Source organism: Paraburkholderia sp. RL17-381-BIF-C, assembly GCF_046026435.1.
Classification (GTDB): domain Bacteria; phylum Pseudomonadota; class Gammaproteobacteria; order Burkholderiales; family Burkholderiaceae; genus Paraburkholderia.
Genome location: NZ_JARESX010000097.1, coordinates 1 through 21050, shown reverse-complemented (window position 1 = coordinate 21050; position 21050 = coordinate 1). Strand labels below are relative to the sequence as shown.

Below are 21050 nucleotides of genomic sequence, written 5' to 3'. Positions count from 1 at the left end.
GCTAGTTAGAATAGAAGACCATTCCGGAGACAAAGACAGGGACCGACCACCATGAAGACCTACAACCAACTCTATATCGGCGGCAAGTGGATCGCGCCGTGCGGCACCGGCACGATCGACGTGATCGACTCGGGGACGGAAGAGATCATGGGCCGTATCCCCGAAGGCATCGAGCCCGATGCCGAAAGCGCGATCGCCGTCGCGCGCGTGGCCTTCGACGCCTGGGCCGCGACGCCTGCCGCCGAGCGCGGCGAGTATCTGTACAAGATCGCGGCGAACCTGAAAGCGCGCACCGACGAACTGGCCGGACTGATCGCCGGCGAAGTCGGCATGCCGCTAAAGCTGGCTCGCGCGATTCAGGTGGGCGGCCCCGTCTACAACTGGGGCGCGTATGCGAAGCTCGCGAGCGAGTTCCAATATGAAGAGCGTGTCGGCAATTCGCTCGTGGTGCGCGAGCCGGTCGGCGTGGTGGCCGCGATCACGCCGTGGAACTATCCACTCAATCAGGTCACGCTGAAGGTCGCGGCCGCGCTCGCCGCTGGTTGCACAGTCGTGCTGAAACCTTCGGAGATCGCGCCGCTGAACGCGTTCGTGCTTGCCGAGGCGATTCACGAGGCCGGGCTGCCGGCCGGCGTGTTCAACCTGGTGAGCGGTTATGGGCCGGTGGTGGGCGAAGTGCTGGCGAGCCATCCGTCGGTCGACATGGTGTCGTTCACCGGCTCGACCCGCGCCGGCAAGCGGGTGTCCGAGCTGGCTGCGGCGACGGTCAAGCGCGTGGCGCTCGAACTCGGCGGCAAGTCGGCCTCGGTCATTCTCGACGACGCGGATTTTGCCGCGGCGGTCAAGGGCACGGTCAGCGCGTGCTTTCTGAATTCCGGACAAACATGCTCCGCGCACACACGCATGCTGGTGCCCGAGGCTCGCTACGACGAAGCGCGCACGCTGGCGAAGCAGGCCGCCGAGAAGTATGTTGCCGGCGATCCGCGCAACGAGACGACCCGTCTGGGCCCGCTGGCGTCGGCGGCGCAGCAGGCACGCGTGCAGCAGTACATCGCGAAGGGGATCGAGGAGGGCGCCGAGCTGGTGACAGGCGGTGCGGGCTTGCCTGACGGGGTGTCGAAGGGCTTCTTCGTCAAGCCTACCGTGTTTGGCCGCGTGCACCCCAAGGCGACGATCGCTCAGGAGGAGATCTTCGGCCCGGTCCTGTCGATTCTGACCTACAAGGACGAAGAAGAAGCCGTTCGGATTGCCAACGATTCGCCATACGGTCTCGGCGGCGCGGTATGGGCCGGCAGCGACGAGCGTGCCGCGGGCATCGCGCGGCGGATTCGAACCGGCCAGGTGGATATCAATGGCGGCACATGGAATATGGCCGCGCCGTTCGGCGGTTTCAAGCAATCGGGATTCGGGCGCGAAAACGGGGTCTATGGACTCGAAGAGTATCTCGAACTCAAGTCCATGCAATTCAAGGCGTGATTCGATTCAGATGACCGGCATCAACTGAGCGGCACATACGATTCGGTCTTGTGCCGACTCATTGACCTGAAACAACGCAGGCTGCGCCCGACCGACGATTATCACCGCTTCGATAATCCGTCATTGGGCCAGTCATGCTCAACTCTCATTCTTTCCCGCCGCTCGTCATCCGCGGCCGCTCGTTACTGCCGATCGTGCAAGGCGGCATGGGCGTCGGCATCTCGGCGCACCGGCTGGCCGGCAGCGTCGCCCGCGAAGGCGCAGTGGGCACGATCGCCAGCATCGACCTGCGGCATCATCATCACGACCTGGTCGAACGCTGCCGCGAGTCGCCCGAGCGCGCCACGCTCGAACAGGCCAACCTCACCGCGCTGGCCCGCGAGATCCATTCAGCGAGGGCATTGAGCGACGGCCGCGGCATGATTGCCGTGAACGTGATGAAAGCGGTCAGCGCGCAAGCCGACTACGTGCGCGTCGCATGCGAGAACGGTGCCGATGCGATCGTCATGGGCGCAGGGCTGCCGCTCGATTTGCCGGACATGACCCAAGGTCACGACATCGCGCTGATTCCGATTCTGTCGGACAGCCGCGGCGTCGCGCTCGTGTTGAAAAAGTGGATGAAAAAAGGCCGGCTGCCCGACGCCGTCGTGATCGAACATCCGGCGCATGCTGGGGGGCATCTCGGTGTCAACAACCTGGCCGATCAACATGATCAACGCTTCGATTTCTTCCGCATTCTCGAAGAACTCGACACGGTCTTCACTTCGCTCGGCCTGAACCGCCAGGATGTACCGCTGATTGTCGCGGGTGGCATCAATAGTCACGAAGCGGTGCGCGCGCTGCTGAACGCGGGCGCAAGCGGCGTGCAACTCGGTACGCCGTTCGCCGTCACCGAAGAAGGCGACGCGCATCCGAACTTCAAGCGCGTGCTGGCCGACGCGACGCCCGAGGACATCGTCGAATTCGTCAGCGTGACGGGATTGCCGGCGCGCGCCGTAAAGACGCCGTGGCTGGCGCGCTATCTGCGCCACGAAACGAAAATCCGCGAGAAAGTCGGCGCGCTCAAACACGCTTGCCCAACGGCGCTCGAATGTCTCAGCGCGTGCGGCTGGCGCGACGGTATCGAGAAGTTCGGCCACTTCTGCATCGATACGCGGCTCGCGGCGGCTTTGCGCGGGGACGTGGCGAACGGTCTGTTCTTCCGCGGCCGCGAAGCATTGCCGTTCGGCACGGCCATTCGCAGCGTGCACGATCTGCTCGAACTGCTGCTCACGGGCGCGGCGCGACCGGCTGTCGCAGGGCGATTGGCATTCTCGCTGGCTTGATACGAGTCAACATGTCGCGCGCCGAGAGCTTCGACAATCCCCACACGCAAACAACTACTTGGGGAAACACATGAACTACTCGTTGAGGAACCGACTCAAGGCCGCCGCGATCGCTTCGAGCCTGCTATGTGCAAGCGCTTTCGCGCCGCAGGTGCATGCCGCGGGCGACGACACGATGAGCGGCATTCACGCCGGCGACGTACTGGTGCGTCTGCGCGCCATCAGCATCATGCCGAACTCGAGCACGACCGGAACGCTGTCGGCGCTCAACGTGGGTGTGAACAACGCCATCGTGCCCGAGCTGGACTTCACGTACATGATTCGCGATTACCTCGGCGTCGAACTGATTCTTGCCACGTCGCGGCATCAACTGACCTCGAGTCTCGGCAATCTCGGCGGCGTGAACGTGTTGCCGCCCACGCTGCTGCTGCAGTATCACTTCAATCACGCGGGACGCATTCGTCCGTATGTCGGCGCGGGTGTGAACTACACGCTGTTCTATAACAACGGCCTGAACGCGGGCGGTCAGTCGATCGGCGTCACCAACCACAGTTGGGGCCCGGCGTTGCAAGCCGGCGTCGATGTTCAGGTGACCAAGTCGCTGTTCGTCAACGCGGACATCAAGAAGATCTGGATGCACACGGATGCGACGCTCGGCGGTCAGGCGCTCGGCCGCTTGAGCATCGATCCGGTGGTGGTCGGGCTGGGTGTCGGGATGCGGTTCTGACGCGCGCTCGCGGCCCGTCCGCGAAGCGTCGAGCGCAAGCGCCATGCAAAAAAACGCCGGGATATCCCGGCGTTTTCATTGGGGCTTCGAGCTGGACGCGACTTTGCCGCAGGCTAGCGGCGGGAAGCGTCCGACCAGCCTATAGCTTGTCGTTCGCGAACCGCATGGCCGTGCCTTCCTGCTCGATGCGGACCCACACGGCGCGCTTTTCCTCGTCGCTCAGGAAAACCCAGTTCGACACTTCAGTGGCGGTGCGGCCGCAGCCTTTGCATACCTCGTCGAACAGCGTGGAACAGACGCCGATGCACGGGCTGTCGGGAAGATCGTGGAGATTCGAAGCCATCGGAAACCTTGGGGCGAAGAAGCGAAGTTCCGCTATGTTAACCGATGCGCGACCTACGCCGGGCCGTGCGCGAACGGCGTGGCCGCCATTCCCGCACGGTTGGCCGCTCGCGCCGCATGATTCGTTGCATGGTTCCGCAGCGATACGGCGCGCTCGTGTCAGCGCGCGATGCTGTAGCCGATCCGCGCCATCCAGTGTTGACGGTTGTTGTAGTCGAGCAGGTCCTCGCCATAGCCGTTGAAGTAGCCCACCCAGATATAGCCGCCCCACGCGCTGCCCAGCACTTTGGCGAGCGGGTAGGTGAATTGCGTATCCACGCTGCCGTACCAGTGCTTGGTGCCTTTGCGCAGCGTGGTCGCCAGTTGCCAGCCGTCCGGGCTGCCGTATTTGACCAGCAGATCGACGTAGCCGCGATAGTCTGCGATATCGGGGTTGCTGCTCGTGCCGACGTAGTAATAGATTTTCGGCGACACGGTCAGATGGTTAGCCGTCAGATCGCCGAACTCCCAGGTCGGCCGGATAAACGGCATGTTGATGCTGCGCGACGCGTCGCCGGCTCTGCCGTTCGATTCGTGCGCGATGCCCGCCGCAAAACCCATGCGGGTGAAAAATGGGCTCGTCCAGCCGGTGTCCGGTACGTAGTAGAACAGTTGCGGCGAGTAGGTCGTGTCGCGGAACGGGCGCGAATCGGCGGACAGATCCCAGATGGAGGTCTGCGTATACGCGAAGTACAGGTTGTCGAGAAAAGCCTTCGAACGCAGATCGTCCGGTATCCGGATGCGGTATTTGAAGCTCAACTGCAGGCGGGCGTTCGTGTCGCCGTTGTGGCCGGCGCCGATGTACATCGGTTCGTAAAAGGAAAGGTGAGAGAACACGCCGCGCCCCGTCGTCGCGAGCGAGTCGCCGGGCGGCGAGATGGCGTCGCCGGTCGGGCCGCCGACCACGGCCGCCGTCGCCGCGGCCTGAGCAGGCGTGGTCGCCTGGCTTTCCGCGCGTTCCGCCTGCGCAATCGCGTCCTGCTGCGGCCCGCGATTGATCACGACGAGCGCGGGCGAGGCGTCGAACCCCACCGGGTCGATGCGTACCTCGCCGCGCGCCGACTCCGGCCAGGGCGCCGAGAAACGCACCTTGCGGAATTGGCCTGGCCGCAGATGCAGCGTGTTGGGCACGCCTGGCTCGCGCTGTAAATCGAGTGGCTGCGGCGACTGCTCGCCTGCACTCAAACTCACGCGAATGGTCGGCGGGACGGTGAGGGTCAAGGACTTGGTGTCGTCGGCGGAGTAGAGCATCGTGATCTGCAGCGGCTCGTTGGCGGCGGCCACTCGAGGCGGCTGCAGCATCGCGACCGTCGCGCTGGCTTCGCCGGACACGACAGCGCCGGTGAGGAACGCAGCGACTAGCGCCGTGCGGGAAAGGCGCGCGATGGGTTGGCGCGCGTGAGAGAGGGCATTGCGGGCAACGCGGTCGATTGAAGCGTCAAAGCGCATAGGCTGTCGTCCAGGAGCAGGGCAGCGAGCGAAACGGGTGCTGCAGGCGTCAGACGGCGACACATGCAACGCGCATCCGGTCGATCGCGCGGAAGCGCCAAAGTGGCGCAAAAAATGGGCAAAAAAACGGCCGCCGCAAGAAACCCGGCAGCCGAGGTGAAACGGGCCGCACGGCCGGCGCGCCGTACTAATGGGCGGCGTCGCCGGTCATGTTGAGATGCTCAGAAAAATACTTACAAAATCACTTCACCTTCCGCCTGGTCGAGAAAACGTTTTTCAGCCCCCGAACGCCAGTTGCCACAACAACGCGCCGTTGAGCAGGACAATGAACGCGGCGGACAGCCACGCGAGTGCGAGCGGCAGGCCGCGCACGCGCCAGCCGCGCATCAGCCCGGCGTCCGACGTGTAGCGGATCAACGGCACGACGGCGAGCGGCAACTGCAGGCTCAGCACCACCTGACTTGCCACCAGCAATTGATTGGAACCGTGCTGCCCGAACAGCGCGACCGCGAAGAGGGCGGGGCCGATCGCCAGTGCGCGGGTCAGCAGGGCGCGCTGCCAGCGCGGCAGGCGGATGCGCAGAAAGCCCTCCATGACCGCCTGGCCGGCCAGTGTGCCGGTCACGGTCGCACTCAGTCCGCAGGCTAGCAGCGCCGCCGCGAACAGAATGCCGGCCCAGTGCGTGCCGACGAGCGGCGCGATCAGCCGGTGGGCGTCGGCGAGATCGGTCACGTCGCGATGGCCGCTCACATAGAACACCGCCGCGGCCACGATCAGCAGGGCCGCGTTGATCACGAACGCAAACGAAAGCGAGCCGAACGTGTCGAGATTGACGACGTGCAGCGCGGCCTTGATCTGCGCGTCGCTGCCGTCCGGTGCGTGGTGCTTGACGAGCGCCGAGTGCAGATAGAGGTTGTGCGGCATGACCGTCGCGCCCACGATGCCCGCCGCGAGCCACACCATGCCCGCATTGCGCAGCAATTCGACGCTCGGCACGGTGCCGGCGAGCGCCGCGTGCCAGTCCGGCCGCGCCAGCGCCAGCTGAACCACGAAGCATAGGCCGACGAAGCCGATCAGCGCGGCGATCACCGCTTCGAGCCTGCGCCCGCCTTTGTGCTGGAGCGCGAGCAGCGCGAAGGTGCATACCGCCGACATCAACACGCCTACCGTGAGCGACACGCCGAGTAGCAATTGCAATGCGACGGCGCTGCCGACCACCTCGGCGACGTCGCACGCGATGATCGCGACCTCGCTCGTCAGCCACAGGAAGAGTGTGCCGCGGCGGCCCGTGCGTTCGCGGCAGATCTGCGCGAGGTCGCGCCCCGTCACCACGCCAAGGCGCGACGACAGCCATTGCAGCAACATTGCCATCAGGCTTGCCAGCAGCACGATGCCGAGCAGGCGGTAGCCGTAGCCCGCGCCGGCGCCGAGTGCGGTCGCCCAGTTGCCCGGATCGATATAGCCGACCGCGATGAGCGCCCCCGCGCCGACGAATGAAAACCAGTGCGCCGGACGTGCAGGTCCACTGCCCGGCAGACGCCGGCGGCGGTGGGGTCGCAATGCGGACGGATTGGTGTTCATCGATGCCTGAGGTTCAAGACTGCATCTTCTTGCAAGCCGCGTGCCCGGCGGGCGTGGGGTGGTGACATCGCCGCGCGATTGGCAGCGCGCTGTCACCGGCCATTGAAGACTATTGTGCTCCGTCGAACGCCAGTCGGCTCGCGCTTGCCGCAGCCTGGGCGACGCGTATCCGGGCCATGCCAGGCCGTCATGGGCCGCGCCCCGTTGCGCGGGCGCGGCGCGCCTTCACGGCGGCGAATCGATGGCGGGATGACAGCGGAATGGCAACGCGATCAGAGCGCGGCCGATACAGGTGTTTTTTTCGGGTAGACACGCGCTCATAACCCGCTAAAATTGCGGCCAATTTTAGAGCGGTGCGGCTTACGCTGTACCGTTTGCGCGACAGCCCGGTATTTTTTTTGAAGCGCGCAATAATTGATGGTACTTTTCGGGTTTTTCAGGGGAGCCGCGCGCTGTGCCGCGGCGTAGGTGAAGACGGTCGGCTCGGCCGGCCAGGATCGGAGAACGGGATGAAAAGACGGGTAGTGGGGCAGGTGGCGGCGCTGGTCTTGTGCGCGACGCCCTGGTTGACGGCCGCTGCGAAAGACACGCAGCTGAACGTGTATAACTGGTCCGATTACATCGCCAAGGACACCATTCCCAACTTCACCAAGCAGTCCGGTGTCCAGGTCAAATACGACAACTACGACAGCGATGACACGCTGCAAGCCAAGCTCCTCACCGGCAATTCCGGCTACGACATCGTCGTGCCGACCAGCAATTACGCCGGCAAGCAGATCGCCGCCGGCATCTTCGCACCGCTCGACAAGTCCAAACTGCCGAACCTGAAGTACCTCGATCCGTCGCTGATGGCGCTCGTCGCCGGCGCCGATCCCGGCAATAAATTCACCGTGCCCTGGGCTTACGGCACGACCGGCCTCGGCTACAACGTCACCAAAGCGCAGCAGATCCTCGGCAAGAGCGTTCCGCTCGACAGCTGGGACGTGCTCTTCAAGCCGGAAAACATTTCGAAGCTGAAGGCCTGTGGCGTGTCCGTGCTCGACGCGCCGGACCAGATGTTCGCGGCCGCGCTGCACTATATCGGCAAGGATCCGATGAGCACGAACCCGGCCGACTATCGCGCCGCGCTCGACATGATGAAGAAGATCCGCCCGTATATCACGCAGTTCAACTCGTCGGGCTACATCAACGACCTGGTGGGTGGCGATGTGTGCTTTGCGTACGGCTGGTCGGGCGACGTCGTGATCGCCAAGCATCGCGCGGTCGAGGCGAAGAAGCCCTATAAGGTCGAGTATTACATTCCGAAGGGCGGCGCCCCGGTGTGGTTCGACGTGATGGCGATTCCGAAAGACGCCAAGAACAAGGACGCCGCGCTCGAGTGGATCAACTACATCGAAACGCCGCAGGTTCACGCCGCGATTACCAACGCCGTCTACTATCCGAGCGCCAACCTCGAAGCGCGCAAGTACGTGGACAAGGACGTGGCGAACGACCCGGCCGTCTATCCTTCGCCTGAAGTCATCAAGACTCTGTTCCTGCTCAAGCCGTTGCCGCCGGAAATCCAGCGGCTGCAAACGCGGCTGTGGACTGAATTCAAGTCCGGCCGCTGACCCGCGGCCGGTGTGAACGGGTAAGCATCATCATGAAGCCCTCGGTGTTCACCGGGGGCTTTGTTCGTCAAACGCCGGAGTAAAGCATTGTGATGAGTAGTGACCAGTCGGGCGCGCTGGCAGGGGCCGCCGCGCCGTCCCCGAGCCTGAACGCCGTTACGGGCGACGCCACGGACAACTTCGTCCAGATCGTCGACGTCGTGAAGAAGTTCGGTGAGACCGTGGCGGTCAAGGGCGTCAACCTGTCGGTAAAGAAGGGCGAACTGTTCGCGCTGCTCGGCAGCTCCGGCTGCGGCAAGTCGACCTTGTTGCGCATGATGGCCGGGCTCGAAAGCGTGACCTCGGGCAAGATCCTGATCGACGGTGAAGACCTCGCGCAATTGCCGCCGTACCGCCGGCCGGTCAACATGATGTTCCAGTCGTATGCGCTGTTTCCGCACATGACCGTGGAGGGCAACGTCGCCTTCGGTCTGAAGCAGGAAGGCGTGCCCAAGGCCGAACTGAAGGAGCGCGTGCAGACCGCGCTCGAACTCGTGCAGATGGGCCGCTTCGCGAAGCGCAAGCCGAACCAGCTTTCCGGCGGCCAGCAGCAGCGCGTGGCGTTGGCGCGTTCGCTGGTCAAGCGGCCCAAGCTGTTGCTGCTCGACGAGCCGATGTCCGCGCTCGACAAGCAGATCCGTCAGCGCACCCAGATCGAGCTGGTGAACATTCTCGACAAGGTCGGCGTGACCTGCGTGATGGTGACGCACGATCAGGAAGAGGCGATGACCATGGCGGGCCGCCTCGCGGTGATGAGCGAAGGCGAGATCATTCAGCTCGGCACGCCGCACGAAGTCTACGAGTATCCGAATAGCCGCTTTTCGGCCGAATTCATCGGCTCGACGAATCTGTTCGAAGGCCATACGGTCGAAGACGAGCCCGATCACGTGTTCATCGAAACGCCCGATCTGCCGTGCCGCCTGTATGTGAGCCACGGCATCACCGGTCCGCTCGGCATGCCGGTGACGATTTCGGTGCGCCCCGAGCGCATCGCGCTCACGCGCAAACCGCCGGAGGGCGCGTACAACTGGGGCAAAGGCGTCGTCACGAATATCGCTTACATGGGTGGTTATTCGCTCTATCACGTGAAGCTCGACGCCGGCAAAACGGTAATCGCGAATGTGACGAGCCTCGCGCTGACCGAGATCGATCCGCCTACCTGGGGCGACGAAGTGTACGTGCGCTGGAGCGCCTCGGCCGGTGTGGTGTTGACGTCATGAAGCGCTCGTTCAATTCCTTCGCCACCTGGCCGGTGCGGCGCTTCAACCTGACCGGCCGCACGGCGGTGGTGGCCGGGCCGTTCATCTGGCTGCTGCTGTTTTTCCTCGTGCCGTTCCTGCTGGTCGTCAAGATCAGCTTCGCCGATTTGCAGCTCGGCATTCCGCCGTATACGGAGTTGACCAAATTCGCGGACGGCGCGGTCCACATCACGCTCGACCTGTCGCATTACGCGTTTTTGCTGACCGACAGCCTCTATTTCGCGACCTACGTGAATTCCGTGGTGGTGGCCGCGATTTCGACGCTGCTGTGTCTGCTGATCGGCTATCCGATGGCGTATTACATCGCGCGTTCGAATCCGGCCAGCCGCAATCTGCTGATGATGGCCGTGATGCTGCCGTTCTGGACTTCCTTCCTGATTCGCGTGTATGCGTGGATCGGCATCCTGAAGAATAACGGCTTGCTGAACAACTTCCTGATGTCGGTCGGGTTGATTCATTCGCCGATCGAGCTGTATCACACGAACACTGCCGTTTATATCGGCATGGTCTATTCGTATCTGCCGTTTCTCGTCATGCCGCTGTATGCGCATCTGGTGAAGATGGACATGACGCTGCTGGAGGCCGCCTACGACCTCGGCGCGAGGCCGTGGAAGGCGTTCTGGCAGATCACCTTGCCGCTCTCGAAGAACGGCATTATCGCCGGTTGTTTGCTGGTGTTCATTCCGGCGGTGGGCGAGTACGTGATTCCCGAATTGCTCGGCGGCGCGAATACGCTGATGATCGGCCGCGTGATGTGGAATGAGTTCTTCGACAATGCCGATTGGCCGATGGCGTCAGCCGTGACGTGCGCGATGGTGTTGTTGTTATTGGTGCCGATGGCGTTTTTCCAGTACGCGCAGGCGAAGGCGATGGAGGAAAGGCGCTGATGAAGCCGAACCGGATATTGCAGTTCATTGCCCTGGGAATCGGGTTTCTGTTTCTCTACATACCGATCGTCAGTCTGATTGTGTATTCGTTCAACGAATCGCAACTGGTCACGGTATGGACGCGGTTTTCGACGCGCTGGTATGCGGCGTTGCTGCAGGATGACGAGCTGATCGCGGCCGCGTGGCTGTCGTTGCGGGTGGCGTTGTTGACGGCGTTTGCTTCGGTGATCATCGGTACGTGGGCGGGGTTCGTGCTTGCGCGCATGGGGCGGTTTCGCGGCTTCACGCTGTATACGGGCATGATCAACGCGCCGTTGGTGATTCCCGAGGTGATTCAGGGGATTTCGTTGCTGCTCCTCTTTATCGAAATGGCCAAGTGGTTGGGATGGCCGGCCGGACGTGGCATTTTCACGATCTGGATCGGGCATGTCATGCTGTGTATTTCCTATGTGGCGATCATCGTGCAGTCGAGGGTGAAGGAGTTGCATCCTTCGCTGGAAGAGGCGGCGTTAGACCTTGGGGCTACACCGTTGCGGGTGTTTTTCTTCATCACGCTGCCGTTAATTTCCCAGGCGCTTGTGTCCGGTTGGTTGTTGTCGTTCACTTTGTCGATCGACGATCTGGTGCTGTCGGCGTTCCTGTCCGGGCCTGGTTCGACGACCTTGCCCCTGGTCGTTTTCTCGCGCGTCCGGTTGGGGCTGAATCCGGAGATGAATGCGTTGGCTACGCTGTTTATTGCGGTGGTGACAGTTGGGGTGGTGCTCGCCAACTATTTCATGCAGCGGGCCGAGAGGAAGCGGGCAGTCATGGCGGTTTAGAGCTTAGGGTGGTGGTTGGGTGTGTGTCCGCAACGGACCGGCCACCCAACCGGTAACCTCAAACCTTATAGCCGATCCGAACCCCGCCCCAATGCCGGCCTCCGACAAAAACCGGCGCGGAGGCGTCCTTCATCAGCACGAACTCCCCGCCGCCCATATCGCGCCGATAGGTTTGCAGCAAGAACGGCTTCGTATGTGAGGCGGCGGCGATCCCGGTTCGATCATCGAACATGCGCCGGTTACGGCAATTCGCCATATTCCAGACCACGTCATCACGCTGCGGCAAAGAGAACTTGAGATTGTGCGTTGGCAGATAACCGCGCAAATCGATCGCCGCACAAAACGCCACTCGCGGATCGAGATCGAGCAAAGGCTCCTGAATAGCCGGCAGCACGCGGTCGGTGAATGCGGTAAACCGCGTTAAAAACTGCGGCGGATTGCTCCCGGCCACCGGCACATAGCGCTGATCGAACAGATCCTCGATCGACACTTCACCGCGCGCCACGGCTGTTTCGAATGCCTTGCTCACGGCGGCCGCCGCCTTCTGCACGGCTTCGATAAACCGCGTATCCGCCGTTTCCACACCCGTCGCGGCAGTCAGTTCGATCAAGGTCTCGGATACGCCGAGCAGATTCCCCAAACGGTCCTTCGCCTGCACGAAGTTTTCGCTCGAATCCTCCACGCCGCTCGCGATTTCCAACACCTGCGCCTCGAGCCCGTCGCATTGCGTTTCAATCTCGCCGGTCAACACGGCGATCTGTCCCGCCTCGTTGTTCAGATGCGCGATTGCGTCGCCGGTTGCATGCACGACGTCGCCGATCTTCCGCGTGCCTTCCCGCACGCGGTGTGCTCGCTCGGTGTTGGCGGAACCCTCCGTGATCAACTGCTCGGTCTGCTGCGTGAGTTGGGCGAGCGTCGTCTCGATCTGTCCCGTGGCCTGCGCGGTTTTCGCCGAGAGGTTCTTCACCTCGGCCGCCACCACGGCGAAGCTCTTGCCGGAATCGCCGGCGCGCGCGGCTTCGATCGCGGCATTCAGCGCGAGCAGATGCGTCTGGCGGGCGATCAGCGAAATCTCTTCGGATACGCGGCTCACATGCGCCAGCGCGCTGCGCAGCGCGCCGATCTGGCTTTCGATCACCGTTACGCCTTCCACGAGTCCATGGATGTCGGCCAGCGACGCTTCGAGCGTCTGCTGCGAATCCTGCACGCCGGTCGCGGCTTCGGCGGATACATGGCTCATTTTCCGCGCGGCTTCGGCAATGCGATGATTGCCCGCGAGCGTCTGCGCTGCCGACTCGCGTAGCGCCCGGCATACGTGCGCCTGGCGCTGCACGCGCGCGGCCACTTCGTCGACGTGGCCCGATACGTCGCAGATCTCGATGCCCAGCTTGCCGGCTTGCGCGGCAATATCGCCGACAACCGTCTGCGAACGGGCCGGTCGGCAAAAGCTGAAACGCGTCATGGTCGTCTCCTGGATGGTGTGCTTGGCGCATTCAATCGACACAATCATCCAATACGGATGCAGCGTCTTCCTGATGCATCTACGGCAGACTTTCAGTCGACTTGATACGGGGTATCCCGCAGTCGCTATCATGTGCGGTCAAATCGCGATCCGCAGCTTCACCGCAGATCTTTCTTTCTCTTACCAGCAACCATGATCGACTCCTTCGCGCGCGTTTCGGGCTGGCAACAGCTCTCTCATCTGTGGGAGCTGATCGTCATGCTCTGCAAATTTCTGTGGGGGCTGCTGCTTCTGCTCGGCGGTGGCTGAGCGCGCCGGCGCGGCGCAAGCGAAGGGCGTGCGAAAAAGGCGTGCTAAATTCGCGCGCTACGGCCGCGCGCGAATCATCGATTGAGGGAGTCAGCGGGGAAAAACTGCGGAACTGAAAAAGCGTCGGATCATACCGGCGCGCGATACGTGCCTTCGTCAACCGGAAGACCCGCGCGAGGCGTGCCGAGAAACGCGCGCAGATCGGCCATGACGCGCTCCGGCGCTTCTTCCATGGGAATGTGGCCGAGCCCCGCATACATGACCGATTTTGCGCGCGGAATGCGGCTCGCGAATTTAGCCGCATGCGCCGTCGGAATCCAGCGATCCTTCGCACCCCATAGCACCAGCGCCGGCACGTCCAGGGTCTTCAGCACGTCCGTGTCGACTTCCTTGAAGTCGAGCGTGGGCACCATCTTGCCGATTGCTTCGCGCGTGCCTTGGCCGTGGAAGAACTCGACGTAGCGGCGCAGCGTCACCGCGTCGATCTTGCGCGGATCGCCATAGACATTGCGCACCGCGCTTTTGATGATGGCCTCGGGCAGCCACCACGGCGAACTGACCCGCACCAGCGCGCTATTGAACAGGCCGATGTAAATCGGCAGCTTCATCGGGAAGCCGGCCGAGTCGATCAGCACGAGCCGTTCAACGGCTTCGCGATGTCGAACCGCGTAGTCCCACGAGATGAGCCCGCCGAGTGAATTGCCAATGAAGGTCGCGCGCGAGACGCCGAGTGCCTGCAGGAACGTGTCGATAAAGCGACGATAGGTCGGCAGATTCATCGTTTCGATTGCGCCGCTGCTGGAGCGCAACGGTCCTGTCACGCCGAACGGCGGCAGATCGAGGCGGATCACGCGATACTCGCGCTTGAGTTCGTCGGCGACCCGATTCCACGTGTGCAGCGAAGACGCGAAGCCGTGGATCATCACGATGATGTCGCCGCTGCCTTCGTCGACGTAATGCACGTCGGCGCCCATGATCTTCACGAATCTGGAGCCGCTTTGCGTGTAGCGCCGCCGCAGTTCTTCGCGCGGCACGCTGGTGATGCCGAGGCGCTCGGCGAGCGAGCGCGACGGCAACGGGGTGGAGGCGGACGTGCTGGAGTCGATGCTTGCCATGGTTGTTGTCTCCCTTTTGGTTCGATTGGCTTCGAATCGGATTGCATCGGCGGCGTCTCACTCTCCCAGTCCATCAGCCACCGCTCATGTCGTCAGGGCGCGAAGCGATAGTCGTGCGGACGCACGCGCCGCGTGCGTTTGCGAAAGCTGAAAGTGAAGCCGGGCCACAACGCGGTGACCTTGCCGCTTCGGGTCTGATACCAGCTGTGACAGCCGCTCACCCATACGGAGTGCTGCATGTCCTTCTGCAAACGCGCGTTGAACTCGCGCTGCACGTCGGGCCGCAGAGTCATCGTGCGTGCCTTGCGGCGGCGCAGTACGCGCAGGCAATCGGCGATGTACTGCACTTGCGACTCGATCATGTAGATCATCGAGTTGTGGCCGAGCCCGGTATTCGGGCCGACGATCATGAAGAAGTTCGGGAAGTTCGCAATGCTGACGCCGAGGTAGGCCTCCGGTCCGTCGCGCAGCCACAGGGCGCCGAGATCCGCACCGTCGAGGCCGGTCACGTCGAAGGGCGCGCCGACGTCGTTGACCTGAAAGCCCGTGCCGCAGATGAGCGCGTCGGCGCGATGATGCGCGCCATCTTCGGTCACGATACCGTCGGCGACGATCTCGCGAATGCCGCTTGTCACTACGTCCACGTTCGGCTGGCTGAGCGCGGGATAGTAGTCGCTCGAAAGCAGCACGCGCTTGCAGCCGAGGCGGTAGTTCGGCGTGACCTTGGCGCGCAGTGCGGGGTCCTTGACGCGCCGTTCGAGATAGCTCAGGCCGAACTTCATCGGCACTTTCATCAGTTTCGGATTGACCACGAACGCGATAGCGCGCGATTCGAGTTGCCAGTAGATCGCGCTGCGCACGAAGCGCTGCGTGAACGGCAGATGCCGGAACAGCCACTGGGCGCGCGCGTCGATCGGCTTGTCGGGTTTGGGCATGACCCATGGCGCGGTGCGCTGGAACAGATCGAGGTGCGCGACGCGCGGCTGGATTTGCGGCACGAACTGGATCGCGCTTGCGCCGGTGCCGATTACCGCGACGCGTTTGCCGTCGAGCGGATACGCGTGGTCCCAGCGCGCCGAATGAAACAGCTTGCCTTCGAAGCGTTCCAGCCCTGCGATTCGCGGCATGGCCGGGCGCGACAGCGGGCCGCTCGCGGCGATCACGACGTCGGTTTCGATGCTTTCACGCACGCCATTCACATCGAGTTCGACGCACCAGACCTGGCGTGCTTCGTCGAAACGCGCCGCGCTCACGCGCGCGTTGTAGCGCACGTAGCGGTCCACGCCATATTTGCGGGCGCAATGCTTCAGATAAGCGAAGATCTCGGCCTGGCCGCCGAACGCACGCGACCACGCCGGATTCGGCTCGAACGAAAACGAATAGAGATGCGAGGGCACGTCGCAGGCCGCGCCGGGATAGGTGTTGTCGCGCCACGTACCACCGATATCGCCGGCAGCCTCGTAAATCGTGAACGAGGTGATGCCCATGCGTTGCAGGCGAATTGCCATGCCGATGCCGGCAAAGCCGCTTCCGACAATCGCGATGCGTGGCGCGGCAGGTGGGACGGCAGGCGGGGCGGATGAGGCAGGCGTCACGGCGGTCTCCGGCATGGGGCGAATTGCATGCGTATACAGATGTCTACTTCAGCATAACGCGCAGGGTAGACAACTGTACACTTCGCGTCAAGATCGTTTAGAGTGTTGCTATTAAACGCGCGTGACGCGCCTCGATTGAATCCACATGACATCCGTACCCGAAGCGGCGTCCACCGCCGAGCATGGCATTGCCGCGGGGCAGGAATTGCCGCCAGGCAAGCGCAAACTGATCGAAGCCGCATTGCGCCTGACCGCGGGCGGCCGCGGTTTTGCGAGCCTGGGTTTGCGCGAACTGGCGCGCGAGGCCGGGCTCAACCCCAACACGTTCTATCGTCATTTCAACACGCTCGACGATCTGGCGCGCGAAGCCGTCGAATCGGTGAGCCGCCGTTTGCGGCCGATGCTGCGTCGCGAGCGCTGGCTCGCCGCGCACGACGAGCCGCATAGCGTGCCGCGCCGTGCCTGCGTCGCGTTCTTTGCGTTCGCGCTGGAGAACCGCGAGGCGTTTCTAAGTGCGCTGGCCGAATATCATGGCACGTCGAGGGCGTTGCGCGAGGCCGTGCGTGCGAACCTGCACGAGGTGTCGGCAGAAATGGCCGACGACGTCGTGCAACTGGACCTGATGCCCACGCTCTCGCGCGAAACCGTCGACGAGGTCTGCACGCAGACCGTGCTGCAACTGTTCCACTTGTCGGCGGAGTACATTCATGCGGACAGCGCACGCCGCGATGCGTTGGTCGCGTATGCGGAGCGTTTTATCGTGAGGTTGTTCGCGGGTTCGGTGTTGCTGGCGCAACATGAGGCGGGCAGGGCGCCTTTTTCGATGCGCGCATGAAGGCGGAGGTTTGAAGCCCGAAGCCTGAAATCCGAACTGTAGCGCTATAACGAAAACAGGCTCCATGAAGGAGCCTGTTTTCATCCACGCATGCCTGCGCGACTGATTGAATCTCAGCCGCGACTGCGCTCAGGTGTCGTTCCAGCCGCCGGAGTCGTCGTTGCTGCCCATATCGACGCCGCCGCTGTTGTCGCTCCAGTCGTTCGAGCCCTGGCCAAAGTCGAGGCCACCGCCATTGCCGCCGTCATTGCCACGGCGGCGCGCTTCGTCGTCGACGACCACGTCACGCTCCACCACGCGCTCACGCCCGGAATTCAGCGCTTCACCAAGCAGCACGCCAGTCAGCAGACCGCCCATGCCGCCGCCAAAACCGCCGCCGCCTTGCTGCACGATGACCTGCGGTTGTTGCTGATACGGTCCTTGCTGCGGATAGGGCGCTTGCGGCGGATTGCCGAAACTTTCGGCTTCCTGCGCATACGGCGACTGTTGCGTGCCGGCGGCCGGCGCGGCATACGGATCGGGCTTGCCATCCACCCGTGCGCGCAGACTGCCGAGGCGTTGTTCGAGTTCGTCGAGCTGATACGGCGGCACCGGACTCTTGCTGTTCGACAGGGATTCGACGAGGCCGCGCAACTGGTCTTCGGTCGCTTCGACTTCCTTCTCCAGCGCCTCATGCCCTTGCACCGTGGAGAGCTTCACGTCGAGCTTGAGCGAACGCACGGTGTTGAGCATTTCAGTGGCGCGCTTGAGTTGCACGCGACGATCGTCGTCGGCGCGCGTATCGCCCTGCGTACGGGCGCGACGCAAGGTCCAGCGCAGCACGAGCGCGATCACGCCGACGAGGACAAGGATGCCGATCCACATGCCCATGCCCGGACCATGCCGTTGCGGCGCTTGCGACATCATGGCCGACTGCTGCTGCACGGCAGGCGCGGTCTGCTGCACGAACGGGTTGGCCGCGTGGCTCGTGGTGTTGCCGGCCGCCGCGCCCGCGCGTTCCGCGTCCTTGCGAATGCGTGCTTCGGTTTGCGCGAAACGGGTCGGGTCGGTGAAGCGGATTTGCGGGTCGAGGGTCTTGGCCTGTTGCACCTGCGCGAGGGCGTCGGCGGAACGGCCTTCACGGTCGAGCACCTGGGCGTACAGATAATGCGCGCGCGCATTGTTCGGATGCGCCTGCAGCACTTCGCTCAGGCCGGCGTCGGCTTGCTGCCAGTTGCCTTGCGACATGGCCGATTCGATCTGCTGAACCGTCGGCACGGCGAACGCCGCAGCCGACACGAACAGCAGTGAGGCAAACGCGGTTGCGAGGAATTTTTTCATTTACGGACCGGGCGCGCTGCGCCCGTCTCCTTCAGTCGTTTCCGGCGGCTCACACAAGGGCCGCCGGTATGTACTGCTGCCGACGCAATCACTGGGCCGGCGTGTTGATCTGCTTCTTCAACGCTTCGAGACGATCTTCGACGGACGGGCCGCGGTTCAGATCCGCGAGCTTGTCGTCGAGGGCCTTGCCGCTCTTCACGTCGGCCGAATTCAGGCGCGCGTCCGAACGCGCATTCGACAGCGCAACCTTGTCTTCCAGCTTCTGGAAGTCCTCGGACAGATTCTTGCCGCCGATGCCGCCCAACGCCGTAGCCGCGACATCTTTCGCCTGAGCGATCTGCTGCTTGGCTTGCAGAATGTTCGAGCGTGCGTTCAGGTCGTTGCGACGGGTACGCATGTCTTCGATCTGACTCTTCAGTTGTGCCACCGACGGCTCCAGTGTGGTCAACTCCTTCGCCAGCGCATCGCGTTCGGCTTCGGCCGTGGCTTGCGCGCCGAGGGCTTCACGCGCGAGCGCTTCGTCGCCGGATTGCAGCGCGCGTTTGGCGCCGTCTTCGTACTTCTTCGCCTTGTCCGCTGCAACATCGCGCTTGCTTTGCTGCGTGGCCACTTGTGCCTGAATCTCGATCAGCGAGTTCTCGGCTTTGGCGATGCTCTCGTCGAGTTCGCGCACGATCTGGCGCGAGTCGCGCGACGGATCCTGCACGGAATCGGCTGCGTCGTTCAGGAGACCTTTGAGCGTGCGCGAAATGCTGTCAAAAAGCGACATGAAAACCTCCAAAGAATGTAAACGGCGCTGAATAACCCCGCGCGCCCAACTGCATTCAACTGCTACTTTACGCCGCCGCGCGCGAAGCTGCGCAACGTTCGGACCGGAGTTCGGGGCACCCGCACCGATTGCAATAGCGGCGGCGTAAATTGTCCCGTTCGATTGTCCGATTCGAATATCGAGCGGCGAGTTGTTCAATCGTTAAATCGCGCGGCGCGTCAATCCGACGCTCGCGGATATTACACCACGTGCTCTCTTAAAACCGCCTTAAAGGGAGCGATGACAGATTCGCCAACCTTGGCACATGTGTATTGCCGAAAGGGCTTGCTGAAAGGATTTGCCGAAAGCTCGCGCATTCGAATGAACGGACATGTAACGATATGCAACGGTTACGTGCCGACTGGCATGGCGCGACAGGCATCGCACCAGATGGTCAGGCGAAGCGGCCGCCCTTCGTGCTCGGATCACCGAGCGGATCGTCGTCTTCGTGCGCGCTGTCGAGGCGAGGGCGTTTGAGAACGCTGCGCAGTTGCGCTTCCGAGTCGGACGGTTCAGGCGCGGAGCCTTGCACCGAAGCCGCCTTGGCCGCCGCCACGCGCGCAACTGCCTCCGCGGTTGCCGCGGCTTCCTCGTCGATTTCGGCGGCGAGGGCGGCGGCGACGCCCGCCGGGAGCAAAGGCGCGGGTTCGCCTTCGCCTGGCGCGGGCGGCAACTCACTCGCGGCCGGCCTTGCCGCAGCGGAGCCTGCGTCGCTATGCGCGGACCCGCCGGTTGCGCCATCGACACGCGTTTGCAGGGCCGGCGGCAGCGCGGCGCGTGCATGCCGCGTGCCGCGCGCGACCCGTTGCAGCGCGGCGTCGAGCGCGTCCGGCGCGCGTGGCGCGCGCAGCCGGTCGACGATGCTCGCCGCCTTCACCTGTTCACTGGTCGCGCCGAAGCTCAGCACCGCGCGCCGCATCAGCTCGCTGACGCTGATGCCCAGATTCTCCGCGGTGGCGGTGATTGCGCGTTTCTGCGCGGTGCTGACGAATACGACGATGCGTTCGCTGGGCTTGTTCATGGTCGGCTCGCATACTTGTTGGCATGGGCGGTTCAAAGCGGGCATTTGGCGGACGCCGCGGCGCGCGCACGTGTTAGCGCGCGGAGTCCATCATATGACGAGTTGCTCCGATGCGGAACGGGCGCGACGTGAAAATCCCGTGACATCAACGAGTTGTAGCGTTTGCGGGCGGCTTGTCCACAGGCCTTTCAACATTTTCTGTGAATAACTCCAGCGGGGCGCAAAAGCGCTCATATCACTGCCCGGAACTACAGACTCCTTTCGCGCGAAGGGAATTCTTACAAAAAAACTAACTTGGAGCGCGCGCGATTTCTTTTAAAATGCGCTGTTACGTTGCGCCGGACAGGGTCCGGGCATGCCGTGCGGCCGGCCGGGGGCAAAGGGCCGCGCGGTGGTTTGCGCCTCAGGCTACGCTGCTCGATCACGAACCATGTGCGCGCCATGAGCGCGTGCAGAAAGGCGTTCAGTCATGCGCCCACTATTCCAGTCATGCCAATCATCAAACGACCGCATTCATCCAATTCTCCGTCTGGTGAAGACCGGGATTCCTACCAACGCACGCCAGGTCGCAATGCCGCTTCGCGCGACGCCGAGGCCGGCCGCCGTTCAATCGGCGCGACCGTCGCCATCTGGTTCGCCGGCCTGATCGCGACTATCGCGGTGGTGGGCGCGCTGATCATCGGCTATGCGCTGGTGGTGATGGGGCCGCAACTGCCGTCGCTCGACGCGCTGACCGACTATCGGCCGAAGGTGCCGCTGCGCGTCTACACCGCGGACCATGTGCTGATCGGCGAATTCGGCGAGGAGCGGCGCAGTCTCGTGCGCTTCCAGGACATTCCCGATCAGATGAAGAAAGCGGTGCTCGCGATCGAAGATTACCGCTTCTACGAACACGGCGGCGTCGACTTCATCGGCATTCTGCGGGCGGGTGTGTCCGACCTTTCGCACGGCGGCGCCTCACAGGGCGCGAGCACGATCACCATGCAGGTGGCGCGCAACTTCTTCCTCTCCAGCGAGAAGACCTACACGCGCA

The 21050-nt window shown here is 63.2% G+C and carries 18 protein-coding genes; 9 read left to right on the top strand and 9 right to left on the bottom strand.

The annotated features are described in order from the left end of the window. Window positions 1–51 precede the first annotated feature (51 nt). From P0D70_RS33025 to P0D70_RS33015, 3 genes are all read left to right on the top strand, one after another. Entirely contained in the window at window positions 52–1476 is a 1425-nt protein-coding gene (locus P0D70_RS33025; protein WP_408187586.1) for an aldehyde dehydrogenase family protein, read from the top strand. 134 nt (window positions 1477–1610) lie between these two features. After that, on the top strand, window positions 1611–2801 hold the full coding sequence (locus P0D70_RS33020; RefSeq protein WP_408187585.1) for an NAD(P)H-dependent flavin oxidoreductase: 1191 nt from the start codon (window positions 1611–1613) through the stop codon (window positions 2799–2801). A 70-nt stretch (window positions 2802–2871) separates the two neighbouring features. Continuing rightward, window positions 2872–3528 (top strand): OmpW/AlkL family protein, encoded by a 657-nt coding sequence (locus tag P0D70_RS33015; protein ID WP_091793662.1) that lies wholly within the window; start codon window positions 2872–2874, stop codon window positions 3526–3528. 139 nt (window positions 3529–3667) lie between these two features. Here the strand turns inward: P0D70_RS33015 and P0D70_RS33010 are convergent, their stop codons facing one another. From P0D70_RS33010 to P0D70_RS33000, 3 genes are all read right to left on the bottom strand, one after another. Then, entirely contained in the window at window positions 3668–3871 is a 204-nt protein-coding gene (locus P0D70_RS33010; RefSeq protein WP_091793664.1) for a DUF1289 domain-containing protein, read from the bottom strand. A 158-nt stretch (window positions 3872–4029) separates the two neighbouring features. Beyond that, window positions 4030–5358 (bottom strand): phospholipase A, encoded by a 1329-nt coding sequence (locus P0D70_RS33005; RefSeq protein WP_408187584.1) that lies wholly within the window; start codon window positions 5356–5358, stop codon window positions 4030–4032. A gap of 276 nt (window positions 5359–5634) precedes the next feature. Further along, window positions 5635–6939, bottom strand: a complete 1305-nt coding sequence (locus tag P0D70_RS33000) for an Nramp family divalent metal transporter (RefSeq protein WP_091793669.1) — start codon at window positions 6937–6939, stop codon at window positions 5635–5637. A gap of 509 nt (window positions 6940–7448) precedes the next feature. Between P0D70_RS33000 and P0D70_RS32995 the strand changes: the two genes are divergently transcribed. From P0D70_RS32995 to P0D70_RS32980, 4 genes are all read left to right on the top strand, one after another. Continuing rightward, the gene (locus P0D70_RS32995; RefSeq protein WP_091793671.1) at window positions 7449–8549 is read left to right on the top strand and encodes a polyamine ABC transporter substrate-binding protein; all 1101 of its coding nucleotides are present in this window, start codon (window positions 7449–7451) and stop codon (window positions 8547–8549) included. A 92-nt stretch (window positions 8550–8641) separates the two neighbouring features. Next, window positions 8642–9808, top strand: a complete 1167-nt coding sequence (locus P0D70_RS32990) for an ABC transporter ATP-binding protein (protein WP_408187583.1) — start codon at window positions 8642–8644, stop codon at window positions 9806–9808. Continuing rightward, on the top strand, window positions 9805–10734 hold the full coding sequence (locus P0D70_RS32985; RefSeq protein ID WP_091793673.1) for an ABC transporter permease subunit: 930 nt from the start codon (window positions 9805–9807) through the stop codon (window positions 10732–10734). The genes P0D70_RS32990 and P0D70_RS32985 overlap by 4 nt, the downstream gene beginning before the upstream one ends. Then, window positions 10734–11552, top strand: coding sequence for an ABC transporter permease subunit (locus P0D70_RS32980; RefSeq protein WP_408187587.1), 819 nt, complete (start codon window positions 10734–10736; stop codon window positions 11550–11552). The genes P0D70_RS32985 and P0D70_RS32980 overlap by 1 nt, the downstream gene beginning before the upstream one ends. 58 nt (window positions 11553–11610) lie before the next feature. Here the strand turns inward: P0D70_RS32980 and P0D70_RS32975 are convergent, their stop codons facing one another. The 3 genes from P0D70_RS32975 to P0D70_RS32965 all read right to left on the bottom strand — a co-directional run bounded on the left by P0D70_RS32975 (window position 11611) and on the right by P0D70_RS32965 (window position 16033). Next, a complete protein-coding gene (locus tag P0D70_RS32975) occupies window positions 11611–13014 on the bottom strand; it encodes a methyl-accepting chemotaxis protein (RefSeq protein WP_408187582.1) in 1404 nt (467 codons plus the stop codon). Window positions 13015–13451: 437 nt separating this feature from the next. Continuing rightward, the gene (locus P0D70_RS32970; protein ID WP_408187581.1) at window positions 13452–14438 is read right to left on the bottom strand and encodes an alpha/beta fold hydrolase; all 987 of its coding nucleotides are present in this window, start codon (window positions 14436–14438) and stop codon (window positions 13452–13454) included. Between the two features lie 92 nt (window positions 14439–14530). After that, complete coding sequence (locus P0D70_RS32965; RefSeq protein ID WP_408187580.1) at window positions 14531–16033, bottom strand: flavin-containing monooxygenase; 1503 nt, start codon at window positions 16031–16033, stop codon at window positions 14531–14533. Between the two features lie 145 nt (window positions 16034–16178). Here P0D70_RS32965 and P0D70_RS32960 point away from each other — a divergent pair, with 145 nt between their 5' ends. Then, window positions 16179–16868: a TetR family transcriptional regulator gene (locus tag P0D70_RS32960; protein ID WP_408187579.1), complete on the top strand. Its 690-nt coding sequence runs from the start codon at window positions 16179–16181 to the stop codon at window positions 16866–16868. Window positions 16869–16997: 129 nt separating this feature from the next. On the opposite strand, the gene P0D70_RS32955 is transcribed toward P0D70_RS32960, so the two are convergent. From P0D70_RS32955 to P0D70_RS32945, 3 genes are all read right to left on the bottom strand, one after another. Then, the gene (locus P0D70_RS32955; protein ID WP_408187578.1) at window positions 16998–18188 is read right to left on the bottom strand and encodes a tetratricopeptide repeat protein; all 1191 of its coding nucleotides are present in this window, start codon (window positions 18186–18188) and stop codon (window positions 16998–17000) included. 88 nt (window positions 18189–18276) lie between these two features. Further along, on the bottom strand, window positions 18277–18957 hold the full coding sequence (locus tag P0D70_RS32950) for a PspA/IM30 family protein (protein WP_011488613.1): 681 nt from the start codon (window positions 18955–18957) through the stop codon (window positions 18277–18279). 433 nt (window positions 18958–19390) lie between these two features. Next, on the bottom strand, window positions 19391–20017 hold the full coding sequence (locus P0D70_RS32945; protein ID WP_408187577.1) for a hypothetical protein: 627 nt from the start codon (window positions 20015–20017) through the stop codon (window positions 19391–19393). 489 nt (window positions 20018–20506) lie between these two features. Here P0D70_RS32945 and P0D70_RS32940 point away from each other — a divergent pair. Next, window positions 20507–21050 (top strand): transglycosylase domain-containing protein (locus tag P0D70_RS32940; protein WP_408187576.1); only part of this gene is annotated, 544 nt, incomplete at its 3' end.

Bases quoted from the DNA above. Each gene is read 5' to 3' on its own strand.
- P0D70_RS33000 (WP_091793669.1), bottom strand. From the start codon at position 6,939: ATGAACACCAATCCGTCCGCATTGCGACCCCACCGCCGCCGGCGTCTG.
- P0D70_RS32990 (WP_408187583.1), top strand. From the start codon at position 8,642: ATGAGTAGTGACCAGTCGGGCGCGCTGGCAGGGGCCGCCGCGCCGTCC.
- P0D70_RS32955 (WP_408187578.1), bottom strand. From the start codon at position 18,188: ATGAAAAAATTCCTCGCAACCGCGTTTGCCTCACTGCTGTTCGTGTCG.
- P0D70_RS33020 (WP_408187585.1), top strand. From the start codon at position 1,611: ATGCTCAACTCTCATTCTTTCCCGCCGCTCGTCATCCGCGGCCGCTCG.
- P0D70_RS33010 (WP_091793664.1), bottom strand. From the start codon at position 3,871: ATGGCTTCGAATCTCCACGATCTTCCCGACAGCCCGTGCATCGGCGTC.
- P0D70_RS32995 (WP_091793671.1), top strand. From the start codon at position 7,449: ATGAAAAGACGGGTAGTGGGGCAGGTGGCGGCGCTGGTCTTGTGCGCG.
- P0D70_RS33005 (WP_408187584.1), bottom strand. From the start codon at position 5,358: ATGCGCTTTGACGCTTCAATCGACCGCGTTGCCCGCAATGCCCTCTCT.
- P0D70_RS32985 (WP_091793673.1), top strand. From the start codon at position 9,805: ATGAAGCGCTCGTTCAATTCCTTCGCCACCTGGCCGGTGCGGCGCTTC.
- P0D70_RS32950 (WP_011488613.1), bottom strand. From the start codon at position 18,957: ATGTCGCTTTTTGACAGCATTTCGCGCACGCTCAAAGGTCTCCTGAAC.
- P0D70_RS32960 (WP_408187579.1), top strand. From the start codon at position 16,179: ATGACATCCGTACCCGAAGCGGCGTCCACCGCCGAGCATGGCATTGCC.
- P0D70_RS32970 (WP_408187581.1), bottom strand. From the start codon at position 14,438: ATGGCAAGCATCGACTCCAGCACGTCCGCCTCCACCCCGTTGCCGTCG.
- P0D70_RS32980 (WP_408187587.1), top strand. From the start codon at position 10,734: ATGAAGCCGAACCGGATATTGCAGTTCATTGCCCTGGGAATCGGGTTT.
- P0D70_RS32945 (WP_408187577.1), bottom strand. From the start codon at position 20,017: ATGAACAAGCCCAGCGAACGCATCGTCGTATTCGTCAGCACCGCGCAG.
- P0D70_RS33015 (WP_091793662.1), top strand. From the start codon at position 2,872: ATGAACTACTCGTTGAGGAACCGACTCAAGGCCGCCGCGATCGCTTCG.
- P0D70_RS33025 (WP_408187586.1), top strand. From the start codon at position 52: ATGAAGACCTACAACCAACTCTATATCGGCGGCAAGTGGATCGCGCCG.
- P0D70_RS32975 (WP_408187582.1), bottom strand. From the start codon at position 13,014: ATGACGCGTTTCAGCTTTTGCCGACCGGCCCGTTCGCAGACGGTTGTC.